The organism is Fictibacillus sp. B-59209, assembly GCF_036216745.1.
GTDB classification, from domain to species: Bacteria; Bacillota; Bacilli; order Bacillales; family Fictibacillaceae; genus Fictibacillus_C; species Fictibacillus_C marinisediminis.
Genome location: NZ_JARMMC010000005.1, coordinates 1 through 20,417, shown reverse-complemented (window position 1 = coordinate 20,417; position 20,417 = coordinate 1). Strand labels below are relative to the sequence as shown.

20 protein-coding genes and 1 other annotated feature are annotated in these 20,417 nt (G+C 44.1%); of the genes, 8 read left to right on the top strand and 12 right to left on the bottom strand.

Features of this window, described 5'->3' with window-relative positions; genetic code table 11:
* Positions 1-52: 52 nt before the first annotated feature.
* Together P4361_RS02385 and P4361_RS02380 are read right to left on the bottom strand one after the other, a co-directional pair.
* The gene (locus P4361_RS02385; RefSeq protein WP_328088194.1) at positions 53-2,080 is read right to left on the bottom strand and encodes a penicillin-binding transpeptidase domain-containing protein; all 2,028 of its coding nucleotides are present in this window, start codon (positions 2,078-2,080) and stop codon (positions 53-55) included.
* A 93-nt stretch (positions 2,081-2,173) separates the two neighbouring features.
* A complete protein-coding gene (locus tag P4361_RS02380) occupies positions 2,174-2,713 on the bottom strand; it encodes a GNAT family N-acetyltransferase (protein WP_328088192.1) in 540 nt (179 codons plus the stop codon).
* Between the two features lie 146 nt (positions 2,714-2,859).
* Here P4361_RS02380 and P4361_RS02375 point away from each other — a divergent pair, with 146 nt between their 5' ends.
* On the top strand, positions 2,860-3,003 hold the full coding sequence (locus P4361_RS02375) for a hypothetical protein (RefSeq protein WP_156418869.1): 144 nt from the start codon (positions 2,860-2,862) through the stop codon (positions 3,001-3,003).
* A 404-nt stretch (positions 3,004-3,407) separates the two neighbouring features.
* Here P4361_RS02375 and P4361_RS02370 read toward each other — a convergent pair whose 3' ends face one another.
* The 3 genes from P4361_RS02370 to P4361_RS02360 are packed head-to-tail and all read right to left on the bottom strand — an operon-like array spanning position 3,408 to position 5,611.
* On the bottom strand, positions 3,408-4,019 hold the full coding sequence (locus tag P4361_RS02370) for a flavin reductase family protein (protein ID WP_328088191.1): 612 nt from the start codon (positions 4,017-4,019) through the stop codon (positions 3,408-3,410).
* Between the two features lie 21 nt (positions 4,020-4,040).
* Positions 4,041-4,655 (bottom strand): alpha/beta hydrolase, encoded by a 615-nt coding sequence (locus P4361_RS02365; RefSeq protein ID WP_053357224.1) that lies wholly within the window; start codon positions 4,653-4,655, stop codon positions 4,041-4,043.
* Positions 4,652-5,611: a ring-cleaving dioxygenase gene (locus P4361_RS02360; protein ID WP_091005194.1), complete on the bottom strand. Its 960-nt coding sequence runs from the start codon at positions 5,609-5,611 to the stop codon at positions 4,652-4,654. The genes P4361_RS02365 and P4361_RS02360 overlap by 4 nt, the downstream gene beginning before the upstream one ends.
* A gap of 314 nt (positions 5,612-5,925) precedes the next feature.
* Between P4361_RS02360 and P4361_RS02355 the strand changes: the two genes are divergently transcribed.
* From P4361_RS02355 to P4361_RS02345, 3 genes are all read left to right on the top strand, one after another.
* Entirely contained in the window at positions 5,926-7,392 is a 1,467-nt protein-coding gene (locus P4361_RS02355; protein WP_328088190.1) for an NAD(P)/FAD-dependent oxidoreductase, read from the top strand.
* 147 nt (positions 7,393-7,539) lie between these two features.
* A complete protein-coding gene (locus tag P4361_RS02350) occupies positions 7,540-8,199 on the top strand; it encodes an SOS response-associated peptidase (RefSeq protein ID WP_328088188.1) in 660 nt (219 codons plus the stop codon).
* 50 nt (positions 8,200-8,249) lie between these two features.
* Positions 8,250-8,492, top strand: a binding site (T-box leader).
* 42 nt (positions 8,493-8,534) lie between these two features.
* A complete protein-coding gene (locus P4361_RS02345; protein WP_328088187.1) occupies positions 8,535-9,530 on the top strand; it encodes a tryptophan--tRNA ligase in 996 nt (331 codons plus the stop codon).
* A 97-nt stretch (positions 9,531-9,627) separates the two neighbouring features.
* On the opposite strand, the gene P4361_RS02340 is transcribed toward P4361_RS02345, so the two are convergent.
* Positions 9,628-10,242, bottom strand: a complete 615-nt coding sequence (locus tag P4361_RS02340) for a DedA family protein (protein ID WP_328088186.1) — start codon at positions 10,240-10,242, stop codon at positions 9,628-9,630.
* Positions 10,243-10,429: 187 nt separating this feature from the next.
* Between P4361_RS02340 and spoVB the strand changes: the two genes are divergently transcribed.
* Positions 10,430-11,962: a stage V sporulation protein B gene (spoVB, locus tag P4361_RS02335; RefSeq protein WP_328088185.1), complete on the top strand. Its 1,533-nt coding sequence runs from the start codon at positions 10,430-10,432 to the stop codon at positions 11,960-11,962.
* A gap of 34 nt (positions 11,963-11,996) precedes the next feature.
* On the opposite strand, the gene P4361_RS02330 is transcribed toward spoVB, so the two are convergent.
* The 3 genes from P4361_RS02330 to P4361_RS02320 all read right to left on the bottom strand — a co-directional run bounded on the left by P4361_RS02330 (position 11,997) and on the right by P4361_RS02320 (position 14,570).
* Positions 11,997-12,593, bottom strand: coding sequence for a DedA family protein (locus P4361_RS02330; RefSeq protein ID WP_256224426.1), 597 nt, complete (start codon positions 12,591-12,593; stop codon positions 11,997-11,999).
* A 9-nt stretch (positions 12,594-12,602) separates the two neighbouring features.
* Complete coding sequence (gene proC, locus P4361_RS02325) at positions 12,603-13,427, bottom strand: pyrroline-5-carboxylate reductase (protein ID WP_328088184.1); 825 nt, start codon at positions 13,425-13,427, stop codon at positions 12,603-12,605.
* Positions 13,428-13,511: 84 nt separating this feature from the next.
* Entirely contained in the window at positions 13,512-14,570 is a 1,059-nt protein-coding gene (locus P4361_RS02320) for a M42 family metallopeptidase (RefSeq protein ID WP_369795797.1), read from the bottom strand.
* Between the two features lie 122 nt (positions 14,571-14,692).
* Here P4361_RS02320 and P4361_RS02315 point away from each other — a divergent pair, with 122 nt between their 5' ends.
* Positions 14,693-15,193, top strand: a complete 501-nt coding sequence (locus tag P4361_RS02315; RefSeq protein WP_265409731.1) for a peroxiredoxin family protein — start codon at positions 14,693-14,695, stop codon at positions 15,191-15,193.
* Positions 15,194-15,592: 399 nt separating this feature from the next.
* Here the strand turns inward: P4361_RS02315 and trpE are convergent, their stop codons facing one another.
* Positions 15,593-17,098 carry an anthranilate synthase component I gene (gene trpE, locus P4361_RS02310; protein ID WP_328088183.1) on the bottom strand — a complete coding sequence of 502 codons (1,506 nt, stop codon included), beginning with the start codon at positions 17,096-17,098 and terminating at the stop codon, positions 15,593-15,595.
* Between the two features lie 231 nt (positions 17,099-17,329).
* Here trpE and P4361_RS02305 point away from each other — a divergent pair, with 231 nt between their 5' ends.
* On the top strand, positions 17,330-18,268 hold the full coding sequence (locus P4361_RS02305) for an NADP-dependent oxidoreductase (RefSeq protein WP_328088182.1): 939 nt from the start codon (positions 17,330-17,332) through the stop codon (positions 18,266-18,268).
* A 149-nt stretch (positions 18,269-18,417) separates the two neighbouring features.
* Entirely contained in the window at positions 18,418-18,591 is a 174-nt protein-coding gene (locus P4361_RS02300; RefSeq protein ID WP_156418866.1) for a hypothetical protein, read from the top strand.
* On the opposite strand, the gene P4361_RS02295 is transcribed toward P4361_RS02300, so the two are convergent.
* Together P4361_RS02295 and P4361_RS02290 are read right to left on the bottom strand one after the other, a co-directional pair.
* Positions 18,586-19,104, bottom strand: a complete 519-nt coding sequence (locus tag P4361_RS02295) for a GNAT family N-acetyltransferase (protein WP_328088181.1) — start codon at positions 19,102-19,104, stop codon at positions 18,586-18,588. The two genes, P4361_RS02300 and P4361_RS02295, sit on opposite strands and share 6 nt — an antisense overlap.
* A 190-nt stretch (positions 19,105-19,294) precedes the next feature.
* Positions 19,295-20,086 (bottom strand): lipid II flippase Amj family protein, encoded by a 792-nt coding sequence (locus P4361_RS02290; RefSeq protein WP_328088180.1) that lies wholly within the window; start codon positions 20,084-20,086, stop codon positions 19,295-19,297.
* Positions 20,087-20,417 lie beyond the last annotated feature (331 nt).

Genomic DNA, 20,417 nt, shown 5'->3' with positions numbered 1-20,417 from the left:
CAGGAAAACAATCCTATTTATCTTTCTACTCTCAGGCAGGAAAAACCTCTTCTTAACGAAGAGGCTTTTCTTTCATGTATTCTTTAAATGCATTTTTCACTTTCGGAACAACATAATGGCTGCCGCCCTTGTCCTGTACATTTTCAATCATCATGGAGACGAGAAGGCTTGGCTGTTCCTGGTTATACGCAACGAAATAACCATTTTCCTGGCCTTTCTCGCCAATTTTGGACTTCAGCTCTGCCGTTCCTGTCTTCCCGGCAAGTACGATATTTTTAAGTGGCGGCTTGTATCCTGTTCCTCTCTTATCCCCAACGACTTTTACCAGATCACTTCTGATTCTTGCAGCCGTTTCCGGGGAAATGACGTTTTTCTTCCACACTTTAGCTTTCGGATTATCTGCTTTCACCAACTGCGGTGCGATTAAATTCCCGTTATTGATAAAAGGAGTATAGGAAAGCCCGAGGTGCAGGATGTTCATTTCCACTCTTCCCTGCCCATATCCGGTATCAGCAAGCATACCTTCTGAATCAATGTCTTCCTTCTTCAGTGAAGAATTTTCGAAATCCAGATCAAACGGCATGTCTTCATTAAAACCAAACCTTTCTGCACCTTTCACCATGTCTTCTTTTCCGATGGCCAGCGCTGTTTGGGCAAAGTAAATGTTATCGGAATACATGAGGGCTTTCTCAAGATTAACAGATGGCACCGCAGAAACCCGGGTTACAAATTTCTTATCCCAGCCTTTCTTCTGCCACTTTTTCCCGGAGATGGCGACTTCCTTGTTTGGATTCAGCTTATTGGTCTCCAGACCGATGGATGCCGTAATCGGCTTAAACGTGGATCCAGGGGCATACGTGTAAGCAAAACGGTTTAACATCGGTTTCTTCGGATCTTTTTCAAGCTTCTGGTATTGTGAACCCGAGATCCCCAGTACAAAATCATTCGGATCGAAACCCGGGCTGTTCACAAGGGCAAGAACCTCTCCTGTTACAGGATTGATGGCCGAAGCAGTTCCGACATCCTTTTTCATCTGATTGTAGAGGTCGCTTTGCAGATACATATCAATGTTCAGTGTTACTGATTTTCCATCCACCGCTTCTTTCTTGGCAACCGTTCGTTTTTCGTTTTCACCAGAATCAACGATCCTGATCAATCCGCCGTTTTTCCCGCGGAGCTGCTTTTCATAAAATTTCTCAAGGCCTCTTCTTCCGATCACATCGGTAGATTCGTAGCCTTCAGATTTTAATTTTTCAAGCTCTTCTGCTTTAATCGGCTGCACAAATCCTGTTAGATGGGATCCCGCTTCTTTATAAGGATACACTCTCGTCTCGATGGACTGAGTGCTCACTCCCTTGATTTTCGCGACTTTTTTAAGACGAGGGTCTTCCTCAGCAATGGTCTTAATCGGTACAAAGAATCCAGGCTGCACCCATGAAGCATTCAGAGCGTTATCGATGGTCTTCTTATCAATACCAAGCACTTTTGCGAGCTGTTCCTTGCTTGCGTCTTTATTTGCTGGTAGATTTTGAGGGACAATCCCTACCTGGGAAGCCACTCCATTAACAGCGAGTCCATTTCCATTGCGGTCAAGGATTTCTCCCCGCTTCGCTTTGTTCGTTTGAACCCTCACTTTATCTCCCTTTGCCATGCCCGGGAAGATCTGTGAATAATCCCAATCAATGTACCAGTCTTTCTTGTTTTTCTTTTCCTGCTCTTTCATTTTTATTTTATTCTTGTACTGAACAGGGCCAGCGAGCGTATCCATTTTTACGCTGTATGTATATGTGATGTTTCCGTTCTTGTCCGGCTCAGGCTCTTCTTTCGGGATAAGAGGTTTGATCGAAACATCTTGTGCTTTAATCCCGCCATAAATCGCTGAGTATTTCTTCACAAACTCATCCTTTGTAATCTCTTTTTTGCTCTTGTCTGACAGCATACTGTACATCTTATCAAACTTCATAGACTGCCAGTTTTTCATGTAATCTTTTAATCTCGGCTCCGGTTTAGGACCGTCCGAACAGCCGGCGATCACCATGAGCATCAGCGCTATGAAAAATATACCTAACCTATGTTTCAATGATATTCCCTCCTGGCTACTTCACTTTCTGTTTCTATTTTAATCCAATTAAAAAAATAACCGAAGCAATAACCCCTCACTTCAGCTTTCGTTTTATAAATCTTTTTTTGGACGCCAATAATCTTCTGCTGTCATGCTAAAATACTGAAGCTCCATATTCCATAGGCTTATATCCTTTTCCCAGGCCATCCCAACTTTTTTCAGAACCTTTCCTGAACCTTGGTTTGCAGGCATTGCAAGCCCAATTAATCGGTTGAGATGCAGTCTTTCAAACACAGCTTTTACACAGGCTGCCGCTGCCTCGGCTGCAAATCCTTGGCCCCAGCTTTCCCTGCTGAAAACATATAAAAGTTCGACTTCATCCAAATATTTTACATAATTCAATCCGCAATGGCCGATCAGTTCCCCATCTTTCATCTGAACGGCAAACGTTCCAAATCCACGGTCCTCCCAGCCTTTAATAAAAAAAGCCATCATTCGCATCGCCTCTTCAGGTGAATAAGCCCCCCGTTTGGGTAAATACCTTCCTACCTCATCCTGCCCAAGCACCCGTGCATAGTTTTCAGCATCTTTTTCTTCATCAAACATTCGCAGGATCAGCCGATCGGTGACGAGAGTCTGAACCGAGTCCATTCCATTTCCTCCCCGTGATTGCTCTTTTCTATCATGCTACCATACACTCAATGAAAAGTATGACTTTTTGGGATGAACAGGTTAATCCTTCTAATAAAACGGGAAAACACAAACTAATAAATTCCAAGTAAAGAGGTGTCCGTCTGATGAACAGTGGTAACTGGTATGTAGAGAGACGTGCAAATTATAAAACGTGGAAAGAACGGTTTGATAAGGAAATGACGATGCAGCAGTCACTGATCTATGGAGTGCCTACGGTTCTTATGATTCTTTGTATCTTTCTCAAATAAGTTTGGTTAACAATGTTGGAGCCCTCTGAAGTGGATGGGATGGAAGAGCCTCATTCATTCGCCAGCTGCCTCCATCCTCACGGTAAATGAAAAAAACTTGAGGGTCTCTTTCAAGCATCAGTTTGAGATGAGTATCTGGATGGAATTCATGAATAAGCTTTTTCAATTAAAATAAAGGGGCTGTCCAAGAAGTCTGTAAGCTGTTGATTTCCGTTCCAGGGTGCTCGCTTTCCGCGGGGCGTGCGGTGAGCCTCTTGGCGCTAGCGCCTGCGGGAGTCTCACCTGTCACGCTAGTCCCGCAGGACAAGGAAAGCTTCGGCAGCGTTATATCGCACGAAGAAAATGTGAAGTTCATTTTCGAGGNNTTTCTGGACAGCCCCTTTTATTCAGTATTTCAAGATATCTTACTTTGGCCGTTCAAGCGTGAAAGTCTCCCCAAGTTTTGAGTAATTATTGCCCGCTAGCCTGCTGACAGGCTTTAATCCTGCAGCATCAATGCGGCCTTCTTCGTACAAATCTTCTCTGATATGATAGTGGACGATTTCCCCGATGAGCAGATCACATGCCGGATTTTCTTCACTTCCGCCAAGCGGAATGGACTGCTCCAGGACACACTCCAAGCGGATGCTTGCTTCTTTTAAGCCTGGAACAGCTACTTTAGTGCTCTTAATGGGGGTAAGTCCGGCCAGTTCCACCTCACTCTCATCCGGCGGAAGGCTTGCGGCTGTCTGATTGATGGCTTCTACATAGCTTTCATCCGAGATATGAACAACAAATTCACCAGCCTCCATTGCATTCCTTGCCGTATCTTTCGGCTGGCCGTCCGCTCTCTGAACGGAAACAGAAATGAGCGGAGGAGTTGAACTGACTATATTAAAATAACTGAAAGGCGCCGCATTCAAAATACCCTCTTTTGTTGTGGTAGTAACAAAAGCGACCGGCCTCGGAATGATACTTCCTGTAAGAAACTTATAGTTTTCTTTAACGGACAAACTTTTTGGATCGATCGATTTCATGCAGATTCCCCTCTCTCGCGATTAGCTTTTAGAGTAATACTTTTGAAACCAGTCCCGTGCAGCCTCTGCCTCAGGCTGTGTGAGCTGATGGCCGTAATCTCCCCAGTACGTTTCCACATTCGCTCCTGCTCCTTGCAAGAGGCTTTCCAGTTCTTCCGTCTCCTGTGGAGGGCAGATCGGGTCATTTTTACCGGCACCGATAAATATCGCTGCATTCTCGAGATTTGGCAGTGTGATTCCTCTTAATGGCACCATGGGATGATGAAGGATTGCGCCGCGCAATTCTCCTTTATAGTGAAATAAAAGGCTTCCGGCGATATTCGCACCATTCGAATAGCCGACCGCTACGATATTCTGCCGGTCAAACTCATATTCATCGGCCGCATGATCTAAAAAGTCATGCAGCTCTTTCGTGCGGAATTTCAAGTCTTCTTCATCGAAGACCCCTTCAGCCAACCTTCTAAAGAAGCGAGGCATTCCATTTTCAGTGACATTTCCTCTGACACTTAATATAGAAGATTCCGGTGAGATCATTGAGGCGAGCGGCAATAAATCCTCTTCCGTACCACCTGTTCCATGGAGCAGAAGCAATACTGGTGCCTTTTCGTTTCTTCCTTTGTTAAATAAATGCCTCATTTTACTTCATCCTCCTTTAAAACCCGAACTTCTGCCGGCATAAGCACAGATTCAATCTTTTCCCGCTCTGGCTCAAGCCACGGAGGAAGAAGAAGATTTTTACCCATAATGTCTTTCGGCTCGTCACGTGCAAATCCAGGCGGATCAGTCGCGATTTCAAAAAGAATACCACCTGATTCGCGGAAATAGATCGCATTAAAATATTGACGGTCAATAACTGGTGTTACTTCAAAACCGCTCTGCTGAACATGTGATCTCCAGCTTTCATGGTCCTCATTATCGGAAGCCCGCCATGCGATATGATGAACTGTACCGGCACCCATCGTTCCTCTTCCAACGGCTGACGTTTTAATGTCAATGATATTTCCCAGATCGGATGCAGCTCTAAACCTGATGAAATCATCGTCTTCACCTGCTTTTTCCAAGCCCATGACATCAGTCAGCAATCTCATCGTTTTTTGAGGAGCACCTGACAACAATACCGCACCGCCAAATCCTTTGATTGCAACCTCGGCAGATACCCCTCCAAATGACCATGTACTGTTTTTTCCTTCACTGCGGCTTACCAATTCAAGATGAAGTCCGTGGGGGTCATCAAAGGCTAAATACTGCTCGCCAAAGCGCTCTGTTTTTTCAAAAGCTACGTTAAATTTAGTTAGGCGCTCTTCCCAGAAGGTTAATGCTCCTTCAGGTACCACGAACGCCGTGACACCCACCTGTCCCGCTCCTGTTCTTCCACTATACGCGCCAGGCCAAGGAAAGAAAGTCATAATCGTCCCTGGCGAGCCTTCCTCGTCTCCAAAATAGAGATGGTACGTACCCGGGTCATCAAAGTTTACGGTTTTCTTTACGAGGCGCAGCCCCAGCACTCCAGCATAAAAATCAACGTTTTCCTGTGGATTCCCAACAATAGCTGTAATGTGGTGAATTCCACTTGTCCTTTTTTCCACAATCATATCTCCCTTCATATATACCCTGTTACTATTCCCTTTTATATTGAACAAACACTCCTACTTACTTATAGTAAGTATAATAACAAACGTAACTTACTTATGTCAAGCGCTTTAGACGTTATCAATTTTATGGTTTTTATAAGCTGAAAGCGGATAAAGAGGTTACTTATTCCATTTTATAACGTTAAATACGAACATTAAAATTAATTTTTAATTAAAGGTTCGTAAATTTTATTGTTTTTGTTTTCAGAATTTGATATAGTTACTAAGGTTGAGTGAAACAACACGCAGAAGCTTGAATTCGGGAGGTTCTTTTTATGAATAACAAATATGATGTCATTGTGGTTGGAGCTGGTCCGGCCGGAATATTTTCTTGCTATGAATTAACTCGCAAAATGCCGGAAGCCAACATTTTATTGATCGATAAAGGCCATGATATTTATTCAAGAAACTGCCCGATCCTGCAAAAGAAAATTCAAAAGTGCCCGCCTGCTGCCGGAAGAAAAGAATTTGCCGGCTGCCTTCCAGCCTGTTCGATTACGAATGGCTTTGGAGGAGCAGGAGCATACTCTGATGGAAAGTTTAATATTACAAGTGAGTTTGGCGGCTGGATGACTGATTACCTGCCGGATGAAACCGTGATTGATCTTATAAAATATGTAGACAGCATTAACCTTGAACATGGAGCGACAGAAACCATTACTGACCCGCTGACTGATGAAGTGAGAGATATCGAGAAGCGCGCGTATGCTGCTGGATTGAAGCTTCTCCGTGCACAGGTCCGCCACCTTGGAACGGAACAAAACCTTGCTATTCTGACCAGCATCTATGAATACTTAAAAGAAAAAATCGAAATGCGCTATAAAGCAGAAGTATTGGATCTTGTTACAGAAAAAGTGGATGGCATGCACAAAGCAACTGGCGTGGAATTAAAAGACGGAACGATCCTCTCTGCGGATAAAATCGTCATCGTTCCAGGCCGCGATGGCTCATCATGGCTAACCAAGATTCTGAAAAAACGCCGGCTGAAAATGGCAGCTAACCAAGTGGACATCGGTGTCCGTGTAGAAACATCAAACGTGGTGATGGAGGAAATCAACGAGCATTTATATGAAGGGAAATTTGTGTTCAACACGTCTGTCGGCACAAGAGTCCGAACGTTCTGCAGCAATCCGTCAGGACACGTAGTGGTCGAAAACCATTCAGGCATCATGCTGGCAAACGGGCATGCCTACAAAGACCCTGCTCTCGGAAGCCCGAATACCAACTTTGCTCTGCTTGTGTCCCATAAATTTGATGATCCATTTGATGAGCCAACGGAATATGCACATGAAGTATCGAGGCTTGCTAACCAGTTATCCTCTGGAGGCTTGGTCGTACAAAAGTACGGAGATATTAAGAAAGGCCGCCGTTCCACTGAAAAAAGGATCAAAGAAGGCTTTCTTAATCCAACAATGAAAGAGGCGGTTCCTGGTGACCTCGGTTTAGTTCTTCCTTATAACACGATGAAAAGCCTGATTGAAATGACAGAGGCACTGAATGAAGTAACCCCTGGTATTTCTTCAGAACATACATTATTTTATGGAGTAGAGGCCAAATTCTATTCTGCCCGGCCGAAGCTGAATGACCGTTTTGAATCAGAGATTTCCGGCCTCTATGTCGGCGGAGACGGCGCAGGGATTACGCGAGGACTTGCACAGGCGAGCGCGTGCGGAGTCTGGATCGCTCGTGACATCGCTGATAAATTGAACACAAAAGAAAAGGAACTGGCTGTCATCGGTTAATGCCAGACTGGAGGACCGTTATTTTTACGGTTCTCTTTTTTTATGGGGCTGTTTTCGTCTTTTAGGAAAGAGCCTTTATATAAATGTTTGAGAGTGAGCTGCCTTGCGTTACACTAGAAGTAGAATCTTTCAAAGGAGCTGTTTCGTATGTGTGGCAGATATTCTTTGTATGCGGATATGCATTTTATTCAGGAAGAGTTTGTTATCACGATTCCCAAAACCTTGCCTCAGCGCTTTAACATCGCTCCATCACAAAACGTGCTGGTTATTACCTCGGATGGAGGGACACGAAAAGCGGAAATGCACCGCTGGGGGCTGATTCCCTTTTGGGCGAAAGATCCCAAGATCGGCTACAAGATGATCAACGCCCGGGCCGAAACGGTAGATGAGAAGGCTTCATTTAGAGGTCCCTTGAAAAATAAGCGTTGTCTCGTGATAGCCGATGGCTTTTATGAATGGAAAAGAGAAGACAAACAAAAGCAGCCGTTTCATATCCGGCTGAAAAACCGTAAACCTTTTGCCTTTGCCGGCCTCTGGGATCAATGGGAACAAAATGGAGAAGTGATTACGTCCTGTACTCATATCACAACACGCCCGAATGCATTGATGAAAGACCTCCACGACCGCATGCCGGTCATCCTGACAAAAGAAGCAGAAGAAAGCTGGCTGGATCCTTCCATTCAGGATAACGAGTACTTAAAATCTCTCCTCACTCCATATGATAGTGAACAGATGGAGGCATTTGAAGTATCACCGGTTGTCAACTCACCGAGAAATGACGTGAAGGACTGCGTTGTACCTTTATAAAATTTTTAGCTTGATTTATCAATATCCATCATTTAACATTATGAAAACGATACATGGCTATGAAGAAGAAGAGTAGATGGCACGTACACTTCAGAGAGCTGGCGGTTGGTGAGAGCCAGTGTGGAAATGCGATTGAATGGGCTTCTGAGCCTCAAACCGAAACCGCTGGGAGTAGGCTTTGACGGAAGGTCTTGCCGTTAGAAGGAGACAGGTATTCGGTCTTTGGATACTGTTAAAGCGGACTGCTTAGAGCTGTTCATCAAGGTGGCACCACGGGGTTTCTCGTCCTTAATCAGGATGAGGAGCCCCTTTTTTATTGGACAGGAGGAGATTAAATGGAGAAAAAAATTGTACTGACTGGAATCAAGTCTACCGGAAGGCCGCACATCGGAAATTATATTGGAGCCATTAAACCAGCTCTCCAGCTGGCTGAAAACGATGCCTATTCACCTTATTACTTTATTGCAGACTACCACTCTTTAACAACGGTTCAACATGCAAAGCAATTCAAGGATTATGTATATGGCATTGCGGCAACCTGGCTTGCACTCGGTCTTGACCCCGAAAAATCAACCTTTTACCGCCAGGCAGATGTTCCAGAAATTTTGGAGCTCGCATGGATTCTCTCCTGCCTCACACCAAAAGGTTTGATGAACCGCGCCCACGCTTATAAAGGTTTGATTGAGGAAAACCGGCAGAATGGTCTCGAGCAGGATTCCGGTATCAATATGGGTGTGTTTACGTATCCCATCTTAATGGCCGCAGATATTTTATTGTTTCAATCGGATATTGTCCCTGTCGGCAAAGACCAGATTCAGCACGTGGAAATCGCCAGAGACATCGCCGGACATTTCAACCATATATATGGCGAGACATTCAAAATGCCTGAATACAAGGTTGACGAAGAAACTTCAGTCGTTCCGGGGCTTGATGGCAGGAAGATGAGTAAGAGCTATAACAATACGATTCCTCTTTTTAGTGAGGAGAAAGAGTTAGAGAAACTAATCAAACGGATTGAGACGGATTCTAGTTTACCTGAGGACCCAAAAGACCCAGCTCGTTCATCTTTGTTCTTAATCTATAAAGAATTTGCATCAGAAGCGCAGGTGAAGAGGATGCGTGAGAGATATGAGAATGGAGTTGGCTGGGGAGAGGTTAAAAAAGAATTGTTTCATGTTATGAACGCCTATTTGGAAACACCAAGGCAGCGTTATATAGAACTCATGAACAACCCGAGGAAAATGGATGTAATTCTCCTGCACGGAGCTGAAAAAGCTCGCCGGCGGGCGAGACCATTTCTTGAAGAGGTTAAGGAAAAGATAGGTTGCTGAGTGACGGCTTCCGCCCATTATTTGGTTCAGCCGCCCGGTTCCTCTCTCAAAAAAAGGCCGCCTCAAAGGCGGCTTTTTCCTATTCTTACACTCTTTCTCATGAAACGTCATATCGTTGTGATTTTCTTCCCTTTGTTTTCAAAGAATAGACAGCCACAGCAATTGCAATGATAAAAACGGCCAGACCGAGAAGGCTCGCCTTATGAACAAATGCGGTAACAAGGTACCATTTTGCACCTACCGTTCTGCCGATCATGATGAACAGAAAACTCCAGATAAATGCACCGGTATACGCATAAAAGGCGAATACACGATACGGAAGCGAGGACATCCCTGCAAAATAGGCTGTGAGATGCCGGATTCCTGGAATAAAGTATCCAAACATGATTAATGGTTTTCCGAAACGCTGAAAGTAAGTTTGTGAGGTGTGTATTTTATGTGTTGATAAGTGAAATTTCGGTCCATATCTAAGCAATAAGGGTAAACCAAAGCTCTTTCCGAGCCAATAGTTGATCGTAATCCCGGTCGCTGATCCTGCAAAAGCAGCGAGCAGTGTCAAAGCAAAAGAAACTCCACCCGTGTAAACGATATAACCGGCAAAGGTCAGCAGAAACTCATCCGGCACTGGAAGACCGATCACACCAAGCGCAAGAAGGAAATACAATGCAAAATACCCGTAATGATGAAAAAGATTTTGTAAAAAGATCTCCATACAACACCAACTAGTTTAGGATAGTATCTCTATTTTACCGAAAATATACAATTTTGTATCGTTTTTTTACAATTCTTTTATTTTCCAATCCAAAAGACTCCTTTTTTCGACATTATAAATCTCTCTTCTTTTTCACTTCATATGTCATATACATGTTAAGGAGATGAATTGGACAAAGGGTGAAATCATGGGAAAATTTCTAAAAGGAACACTTATTTTATCTTTGGCAATGCTCTACACAAAAGTCGTGGAATTCGTAGTCAGCGTCCTTCTCGCAAGATCATTGGGCAGTGAAGGTATGGGATTTTACATGATGGCACTGCCGGTGATCGGACTGCTGATCACGATTGCCGCTCTTGAATTTCCAACCGCCCTCTCAAAGGTTTTGGCCGAAGAGGAAGTACATCAGAATGACAAACAGAGGCTCCAGATCGTTAAGGTATCGTTTTACGTCATCATGGGATTAAGCCTGCTCCTTGTGCTGATCAGTGCAGCCGTTACGCTGTTGCTTCTAAAATGGGAGACTATTGATACTCGGCTCGGGTATCCTTTGCTTGCTCTAATCCCGATCGTGCCGGTTATAGGAACGACCTCTATTCTGAAAGGCTACTTCAGCGGACTTCAAAAAATGAAGCCCATAGCAATCGCTCAGCTTTTAGAAAAAACGGCGCAGCTGAGTTTTATTTTTTACGTCCTGCAATATATGAAAGGTTTGCCCTTAGAATATAGAGTTGTTGCTGCTGTATTGGGAATTGGGGCCGGTGAGCTTGTCTCACTGTTTTTCTTTTCAACGTCGTTTTTACTAGGGCAGCGAAACTTAAAAGATGTTTCGAAATCAGATTTCACACCTGTTCCGCGAAGAAGCATCTTAAAAAAGCTGTTTCAAGTAAGCCTTCCTACGACTGGAGTCCGCATCCTGAACGCCCTTACTGCTGCAGTGAATCCGATTTTGATCACGCAAAGTTTAATGTTCGCCGGAATTACAGCATCAATCGCCACTAAACAGTATGGCATGCTTACGGCGTTTGCGATGACAATCGGCTACTTTCCGGGATTTATCGGATATTCACTGTATGTTTCACTCGTTCCTTCCATTTCCGAAGCACGCTCCAAACAGGATGAAGCAGGGCTGCATCAGCGGATCCACCAGGCTTTTCATATTACCTTTCTTTATGGCATTCCGTGCTCGATCGTGATGTATTTTTTTGCAGACGAACTTACCGTGCTTTTCTATCATTCTCCACAAGCCGGCCAGTTTTTGATGCTCCTCTCACCCTTTATTCTGTTTCATTATTTGCTTGCACCGCTTCAGGCCATCCTATTTGGCCTGGGAAGAGCAAGAGATGTGTTCTCGCAAACCATATGGGTTAATATCCTGTCTATCCTGCTCATTCTTTCCCTTGCTTCACAAACGTCGTTTGGCATCCATGGGGTCATTATTGCAGTGAACTTTAGCGGGGTTTTACTTTCCTTCCTCCATTACCACACCATCGTGGAAGAGGTGAAGTTCAAGCCTAAGCTCGCAGAATACTTTACGTTCATTGCATCAGGAGTTGCAACCATCTGTCTGTGCGAACTAATGCATACCACCCACTATGAAAACCACCTGTCGATCACCCTTCTGCTGATCGTCGTGTTCTCCTTTTATTATGGAACGCTATTCCTGCTGCGGATGCTGCAAAATGGCATCGGCCGCCTTTGGATGAAACCTCAAAAATAAAAAGGACCTGATGAGCTCCCATCAGGTCCTTTTTTTACGCACGTTTCATTTTAACTTTATAGATAAGCCAAATAAGCAGCACTGCCGCTACAGCCGTGAGAATAGCGTAGAATCCCAGGTTGTGAAAGTACTGCTCAACAACACTCCACTTTCTGCCCAACTCCTTTCCGAGCATGATAAACGTGAAGCTCCAGACTAATCCACCTGAATAGGCATACAGCGCAAACCTTTTAAATTTCATGGCTGAAATACCCGCGATATAAGCAGTAATATGGCGGATTCCCGGAATAAAATAACCGATGATAATCATCAGGTTGCCATACTTTTGAAAGTACCATTGTGTTTTTTCTATTTTTTCTTCCGTAATTCCAATTTTAGGGCCAAACGTTTTCAGAAATGGCAGACCAAGTTTATAGCCTAGAAAATAACTGACGGAGATTCCGGACATCGCTCCCAAAAAGGCAGACAACAAGGTCAATGCAAACCCTGTTTTTCCTTCGTAGACTAGATAGCCTGTAAAGGTGAGTAAAATTTCATCCGGAACCGGCAGACCAATTAAACCAAAGGCAAGAGCAAGAAAGATACCGACATATTCATAGTGAATAATAAAATCCAAAATTGTTTTACTCATAGATTACCCCTATACGGTTTTGATGTCTGTCACTGCCTTGCCTAGCTCAGCTGCACGTTCGTTGGTCGCTTGAACCGCCTTTTGGATCAGCTGTCCAAAATCAGCTTCTTTTAAGATCTCCAGCCCGGCCGCTGTTGCCCCGCCTGGTGTAGTGACCGCTTCCCTAAGGTCAATCGGTGACAAACCGCTTTTTAACATGACCGCAGAACCATAGATCATCTGTGAAACGAGCTTCCGTGCCTGGCCTTCTGATATCCCATAACTTGAAGCAGCATTAATGAGAGCAGAAGCAAATTCATAAAGAAAGGCTGGAGCGCTCCCAGTAACAGCAGTAAGTTTATGTATCTGCTCTTCAGTGCATTTTTCGGAGGAGCCGATACTGTCCAACAAAATTTTCAGCTGCTGTTCTTGGTTAGCATCCAAGGTTTCAGCATGTGTATAAATGGACATGGATTCTCCCGCCTCTGAAGCCGTATTAGGCATCACCCAGGCTACCGGTGTGCGAGCAGGAAGGTTATCCTCCAGTTTTTTGAGTCCGACTCCAGCCGCTACGGAAATGACAAGCTGGCCATCGATAGCGGTTGAAAGTTTTTCCAAGACAGCATCATGGGCGTCAGGAGGAACGGCAAGAACAATGACAGAACTTTCACGCACATGATGAATCCAGTCTGTTGTCGTCTCCACAGCATATAACGAAAATAGCTGCTGAAGCCTTTCCGTGTTCCCCTGATTTCCTGCGATGATCGATATATTATGGTCTTTAGAAGACTGAAGTCCTTTAATCATTGACTCTGCCATGCGGCCTGCGCCAATAAACAGAAATGTTGTACTCATTTGTTGATCTCCTTTTAAACAAGTGATTTCAAAAGCAAAAGGCGTTCAAAAAGAACACCTTTTCTCTATTGTAGCTTATTTTGTTTAAAAATCTATCAGGGACTCCATTTTCTTCTGATCGACCGTTTTAACGACTGCCGCCAATAGTTTAACTGTGTTTTCCAGATCGCTCTTGCTGACCATGGAAACATGGCTGTGGATATAACGCGATGCGACACCGATGACAAGTGAAGGAATACCTTTTTTAAACAAATGGAACCTGCCGGCATCCGTTCCTCCGCCGAGCATGACATCCACCTGGTAAGGGATGTTATGTTTCTCGGCGATCTCGATCACCATGTTTCGCAGTGGAACGTGAGGCACCATAGAAGAGTCAAGGAATGTTATGAGCGGACCAGCTCCGAGCTTGGCTTTGTTTGAGTTGTCACCCGGTCCATCTTGCGCGATCCCAACATCCATTGCAATCGCAAGATCAGGCTCCATGGCATAAGGTGCGGTTGCTGCTCCCCTTAAGCCGACTTCTTCCTGAACTGTAGCTCCACAGTAAATGGTGTTCGGGTGGTCACTGTCTTTGAGTTGCTTCAACACCTCCAGCGCAAGATAGCAGCCCGCACGATTATCCAATGCTTTTGCCAGGATTGTATCGTTATCTGGCAAAAGTTCAAACGGACAGATCGGCATGATCGGATCTCCAACCTTGATTCCCCATTCTTTCACCTGATCTTTATCGTTTGCCCCAATATCGATAAACATTTCACGCATCGGATAGACTTTTTTCCGTTCTTCCAGAGTCAAAATATGCGGAGGCTTTGACCCTACCACACCTGTGAACGTTTTCTTGTCTGTAATCACGTGAACTCGCTGGGAAAGGATAACTTGATCCCACCAGCCGCCGAGCGGAACGAACCGCAAATAGCCATCCTTCGTAATTTCGCTAATCATGAAAGCTACTTCATCCATGTGGCCGGCAAGCATGATTTTAGGTCCATCGGCTGACCCTTTTTTCTCGCCAAAAATGCTTCCCATGTGATCATAAACAAGCGGTGCACCGGACTTTTCGATCTCACGCTTCATAATTTTTCGTATCTCGTTTTCAAAGCCTGGAGCACCATTGGTTTCTGTCAGTTCTTTTAAAAGATCCAAATCAATCACCATCCTATATCTATAGAATGGTAAAAATGCCCTTGTTTTATTACAAAGCATTCAAGGTTTTATTTATAGACGATTAAGGAATACTTAAATAATAAAAAAAGGAGGACAACATTTTGCCAAAATTCCAATTGGGCGATCAGGCCCCTGACTTTACAGCAGTAACAGCAGAAGGAGAATCCTTTCATTTTTATGACCATTTAAAAACGGATGACCGCTTTCACTTGCTTGTATTTTTCCGCGGAGAATGGTGCCCGGTATGCAACGAACAGCTCCAGGATCTTGAGAAGCATAAAGAAACGTTCCGTGAGCTGAATACTCACATTCTTGCCATTTCTACTGACGAAACCGCCAACCTGGCAAAAATGAAGCAAAGCAGGACACTCTCTTTCCCCGTTCTGAGTGACAAGGATCAGGAAGTAATTAAAGCTTACGGCGTCTATTACCATGATGATACCTATTATGATGATCATGGCTCACATGGAGAACCGGCTGTCTTTCTCGTTGATCCGCAAAAAAGAATTCTTTATCTAAGCGTTCAGACCGGCCCTTTCGGAAGGCCTTCCGCTGAAGATCTTCGAAAAACCATTAAGTACATTCAGAAAACATTGCGTTAAAAAAAGAGCCTCCAAGGTTCTTTTTTTTATTACACATGGAGTTCAAAAAACTCGATAAAAAAAAAGAACCCCCAGGGCTCTTTTTTTAGGTTGTTTTCGTAACCTTTGTTGCTTTTAGGAGTGGTTGATTTCCGTTTCAGGAGGCTCGCTTTCCGCGTGTCTCACCCGTCCCGTTAATCTAATTTTGTAAAGACCTATATTGAGGTCATTCATATTGTGCACCCCTACTGATTCTTGAAAGAAACCCTCAAATTTTTTTCTCCTTTAGTAGGGATGTGATCGCTGGCGATGATAAGAGCTGGCTGGTTGTGAAACAAATGAACCGCCTGAAAAGCAGATGGGATAAGCTTGCTTATACCCTTCTGCTTTTCAAACGGCGGTTCAATCACACCCATTTTTTCACACATGAAGTTCCATCGCTTCAGCCACTTGAATGGCTTTCAGCAAGGCTTTCGCTTTATTGAAGGTCTCTTCGTATTCGTTCTCCGGAACAGAATCAGCGACGATGCCTGCCCCTGCTTGAATATAAGCTTTTTGATTTTTAAACAGAATCGTACGGATCGTAATGCAGGAGTCCATATTCCCTGAAAATGATAAATATCCGATGGCCCCTGCATACGTTCCTCGAGCTTGCGTCTCAAGTTCTGATATGATCTGCATGGCTCTGATTTTCGGAGCTCCGGACAGCGTTCCGGCTGGAAGGCAAGAGATCAGAGCGTCAAAGAAGTCTTTATCGTCTCTCAGCGTTCCAGTTACGTCCGATACGATATGCATGACATGAGAGTATCTCTCAATCTCCATAAATGAGGACACTTCCACACTGCCATACTCTGAAACCCTGCCGATATCGTTCCTTCCTAAATCGACAAGCATGATATGTTCTGCCACTTCTTTTTCATCAGCCAATAATTCCTCTGCTAATAGCTGGTCTTCCTCCATGTCTTTTCCCCGGGGACGAGTCCCGGCAATCGGCCGGGTTCTTACCTGCTGTCCTTCTACTTTGACAAGCAATTCTGGTGATGAACCAACGATGGTCTCATCCGGCATCTTCAAGAGATACATGTAAGCGGATGGGTTTACGATCCGCAGAACCCGGTAGACGGTCAGCGGGTCCGCTTTTGCTTCACTTTCAAAGCACTGTGAAAGCACGACTTGAAAAATATCACCGGCAGTAATATATTCTTTAGCCTGCTCTACCATCCTGCAAAACTCTTCTTTTGTCAGATTAGATTGTACGCCGCTTATATCAGCTTCCTGCTGAGGAAGGTAGCGAAAGGCTGGAACAGGGTGGTTCACATTCTTTTCAAGCTGTGCCAGCGTATCATGTATGGACTGTTCAGCTTTTTTGTAGGCTTCTTCTATTTGTTGCTCCGTATGGTTCTTCGGAACATGAAGGTTGCAGACGATTTGTATGGATTGTTTTAAATGATCAAAGACAATCAGTTCATCTACGAATAAAAATTTCATATCATCGGTATTGATGACATCTTTGCTGTGAGGTGGAATGTTTTCAAAATATTGCAGGATATCATAGCCGAAATAACCGACTGCACCGCCTGTAAATTGAGGCAGATTGTTATGCGCGGGACTTTTGAATTGGTTGAGGAGAGACTTTAAAATATCAATTGGATGCCCTGTAAAGGTTTCAACCCGGCCTTTTTTCTTTATGGTTGTATTACCCTTCTTGCACGAGATTACCATAAAGGGATTTTTTCCGATATACGAATACCGGGCCCATTGCTGGCCGCCTTCTACACTCTCAAGCAAGAAAGAATAATCTTCCTTATAATACGTTTGATACAGTTCAATGACTGTATGAACATCTGCGAATAACTCAATGCTTACAGGAACTAAATTATAGCTTCCTGCCAGTTGTTTTACTTCTTCCAATGATGGTTGAATCATGGCTATCATCCCTTCTTTACGAGAGACGAAGATTAGCAACCATAACCGCTAATCTCAGCTCGGCTCTGCTCTGTTCTTTTGTTCCCACTCAACTCTTCTCAACTAACCTCACGATTAAAAATCACTATATAATGCAATAGGAAAACTGTCAACCGTTACTTTCCGGATTCAACCTCATTTCAACAGGGAAAGCTACCTATGATGAGATTACTATAGTAGAGGTGAAAAGGAATGAAAGCAGTTGTTATTAATGAATATGGAGGAAGAGATCAGCTTGTGGAGAAAAAAGTGAACGATCCAAAGCCTGGTCCGAAAGATGTCCTCATTGAGATCCATGCCACTTCCGTTAACCCGGTGGACTGGAAAATTCGCGAGGGGTACTTGAGAGACAATCTTTCCTTCACTTTTCCAATAATACTTGGATGGGATGCAGCGGGAGTAGTGAAAGAGGCCGGCTCTTCTGTGACCAAGTTCAAGCCGGGAGACGAAGTATTTACACGGCCGGCAACAGAACGGGACGGCACCTATGCTGAACTGCTTGCTGCTGATGAAGAATTGGTCGCCTTCAAGCCAAAAAACCTGACGTATGAAGAAGCAGCCTCTATTCCCCTCGTTGGCCTTACAGCATGGCAATGCCTGGTGGAGTTTGCAAACATCCAGGAAGAACAAAGGGTCCTTATTCACGCAGGCGGAGGAGGAGTCGGCAGTTTTGCTATTCAGCTTGCTAAAGCAAAAGGAGCTTATGTCCTATCAACAGGCAGTAAGGATTCAGAGGAGATTATCAAAGAATCTGGTGCAGATGAGTTTATTGACTATAAAGTAAAAGATTTTTCCGAAGCGATTGAACCCGTAGACATCGTGTTTGATACAATCGGCGGGGAAGTGCAGCATAACAGCTATAAAGTGATCAAGCCGGGTGGAATTCTCGTTTCCATTGTCAGCCCACCGGTACAGAAGGAGGCTACCAATCATTCTGTCAAAGCTGGGTTTGTCTTTTTGGATCCTGACGGAGACCAGCTTGCTGAGATCGGAAAGTTGATTGAGGAAGGGAAAATTAAACCTTTTGTGGGAGAAACCTTTCCTCTAACCCAAGAGGGTGTAAGAAAAGCTCACGAATTAAGCGAATCTCATCATGCCAAAGGGAAAATCATTATTCAAGTGAAATCCTAGTCTTCAGCAGAAATGAGGCCTGTAACGAAGGATATATCATCCATCGTTACAGGCCATTTTCAATGTAAGAAAACCTAACATAACTATAGAAATCCTTTCCACCATCATGATAAGGTTAACTTACATTTTCTTTTCATAAGGAGGAAATTATGATTCTTTCCCATCAGTTAACACCAGAAGAAAAAGAAAAGGTTAAGCAGTTAAAAAGTAAAATAAACCGCACGGATTGTCCAGAAGAAAAATCCGCCTATGAAAATCAGCTCATTAAGCTCATGGAAAGAATCTTCATACGCCATAAACTTCAGCGTAGAAATGAATTATAACTGAAGCAGTTTCACGAGATCGAACCCGAAAGCCTCCTCCGTCAACTGCTGTTCTCCAATCTGTATTAATTCTTCCCCAAGCTTTATACCGCCAAGCTTTTCATACGCTGCTTTGCATGGATTATCTTTCAAAACCCAAACAAGCATCGTACGATAGCCGGAATCGTATTGTTTTTGAGCAAAATGCCGGATTAGACTGCTGCCGATCGTTCTTCTCTGATACTCCTGCAAGAGATAGATGGCATACAGTTCAGATTCATAAGGAAAGCGGCCTGAGCGATTGGGACCGCCGGAACAAAAGCCAATAATCTCCTGATTAATAGATACTACATATAAAAAACTTTTCTCCAGTGGCTTTTGAATGATGCCCATCCACAAATCCTGCCTGTCCTTTGCCTTCATCTGCTCCAAGTATTCATCGTTAACAATTCCCTTATAAGTCGTTCTCCAGCTTTCAACCTGCACGAAAGCTATTCCCTTTTCATCTCCCGGAATGGCTTTTCTTATCTCCAATCGAATCACTTCCTCCCTAAAAAGATGTGATATTTCGTTTCAGCTTTTCCGATCTAGTTTCAGCTTTTCCGATCTAGCTTCAACGCCTAAAGACTCTGCCACTTCGATCTTTGCCAGAAAACAAAAAGCGTTTTATGGCAACGCCCTCCAGTGCCTGTCGTCTTTAAACAGGCGTTTCAGCTTTTCTGTATTATTGATAAAAACTGGCGATGATTTTTGCTGCTGGCAGGAAGAGGAGCTGCCCGAGCAAGGTTCCGATCAGCTTAGTCGTGATCAGCAAGATAACGAGCGCTTTCACATCGCCGTAGGGCCGCTTTCCTCTGATCGCCTGATCGGTAATGATCGCTGACTTTGGATCAATAAAGAAGGTAAGCATGATGGTTGCTGCTCCATTAATCATGCCGGAAGAAGCTGCCGCTGCCAGCTGATTCTGGGATGGAACCAGCAATGAGGAATAATTGGCGGCAAGTACCCCTATTGTATAGATACCCGTTACTACCGCATGAAGAAGCAAGAATCTTTTAGGAATTTCTCTAAACCGAAGTTTTTGAAGCATTTTCTTCTTCGGAACCGTTGCTTTTTTTACAATGCGTTTCATATTGTTTGCGTGCAGCGCTTCAAACACGAGGGAAGGAACAGATCCTGACAATGCAATTTTCTTCACCCCGATCTGAAAAATTTTCAGGAAAGTGGGAATTACAAAAACCCCTGCTAGAGTGCCTGCTGTAGCAGCGGCAATAACGTATCTCATATCGCTGAGGGGATCCAGATCTTTTGCAATACTAAACCCTATTATCTTTCCGATCAAGGGGGCCTGAAACATATTTGCCGTTCTTGAAACTAGTACAAAAAGATTAAAAATGGAAAAAGATAATGCCACTTGCCCTGTTTTAACAGAGTTCAGTCTAACAGAATAGCCAAGAGTATCAATCACATGAATGACGAAAGTCAGTAAAATCAATTGAATAAGAACATGATCCATCTCTCTAACACCCCTTCGCCGCAAATTTCGATTTCTTTTTCATTTCCCCGGAAATTGCTGTATTTTGTAATGTAATCATAGTATATATTTTTCGTACTTTCGCTGATCATTCCTTCTCACTTGTAACCAAAAATAGGGGCTGTCCAAGAAGTCTGTAAGCTGTTGATTTCCGTTCCAGGGTGCTCGCTTTCCGCGGGGCGTGCGGTGAGCCTCTTGGCGCTAGCGCCTGCGGGAGTCTCACCTGTCACGCTAGTCCCGCAGGACCAGGCAGGCTCCGTCAGCGGTGCATCGCACGAAGAAAATTGACCTTTATTTTCGAGGAGTCTCGCAC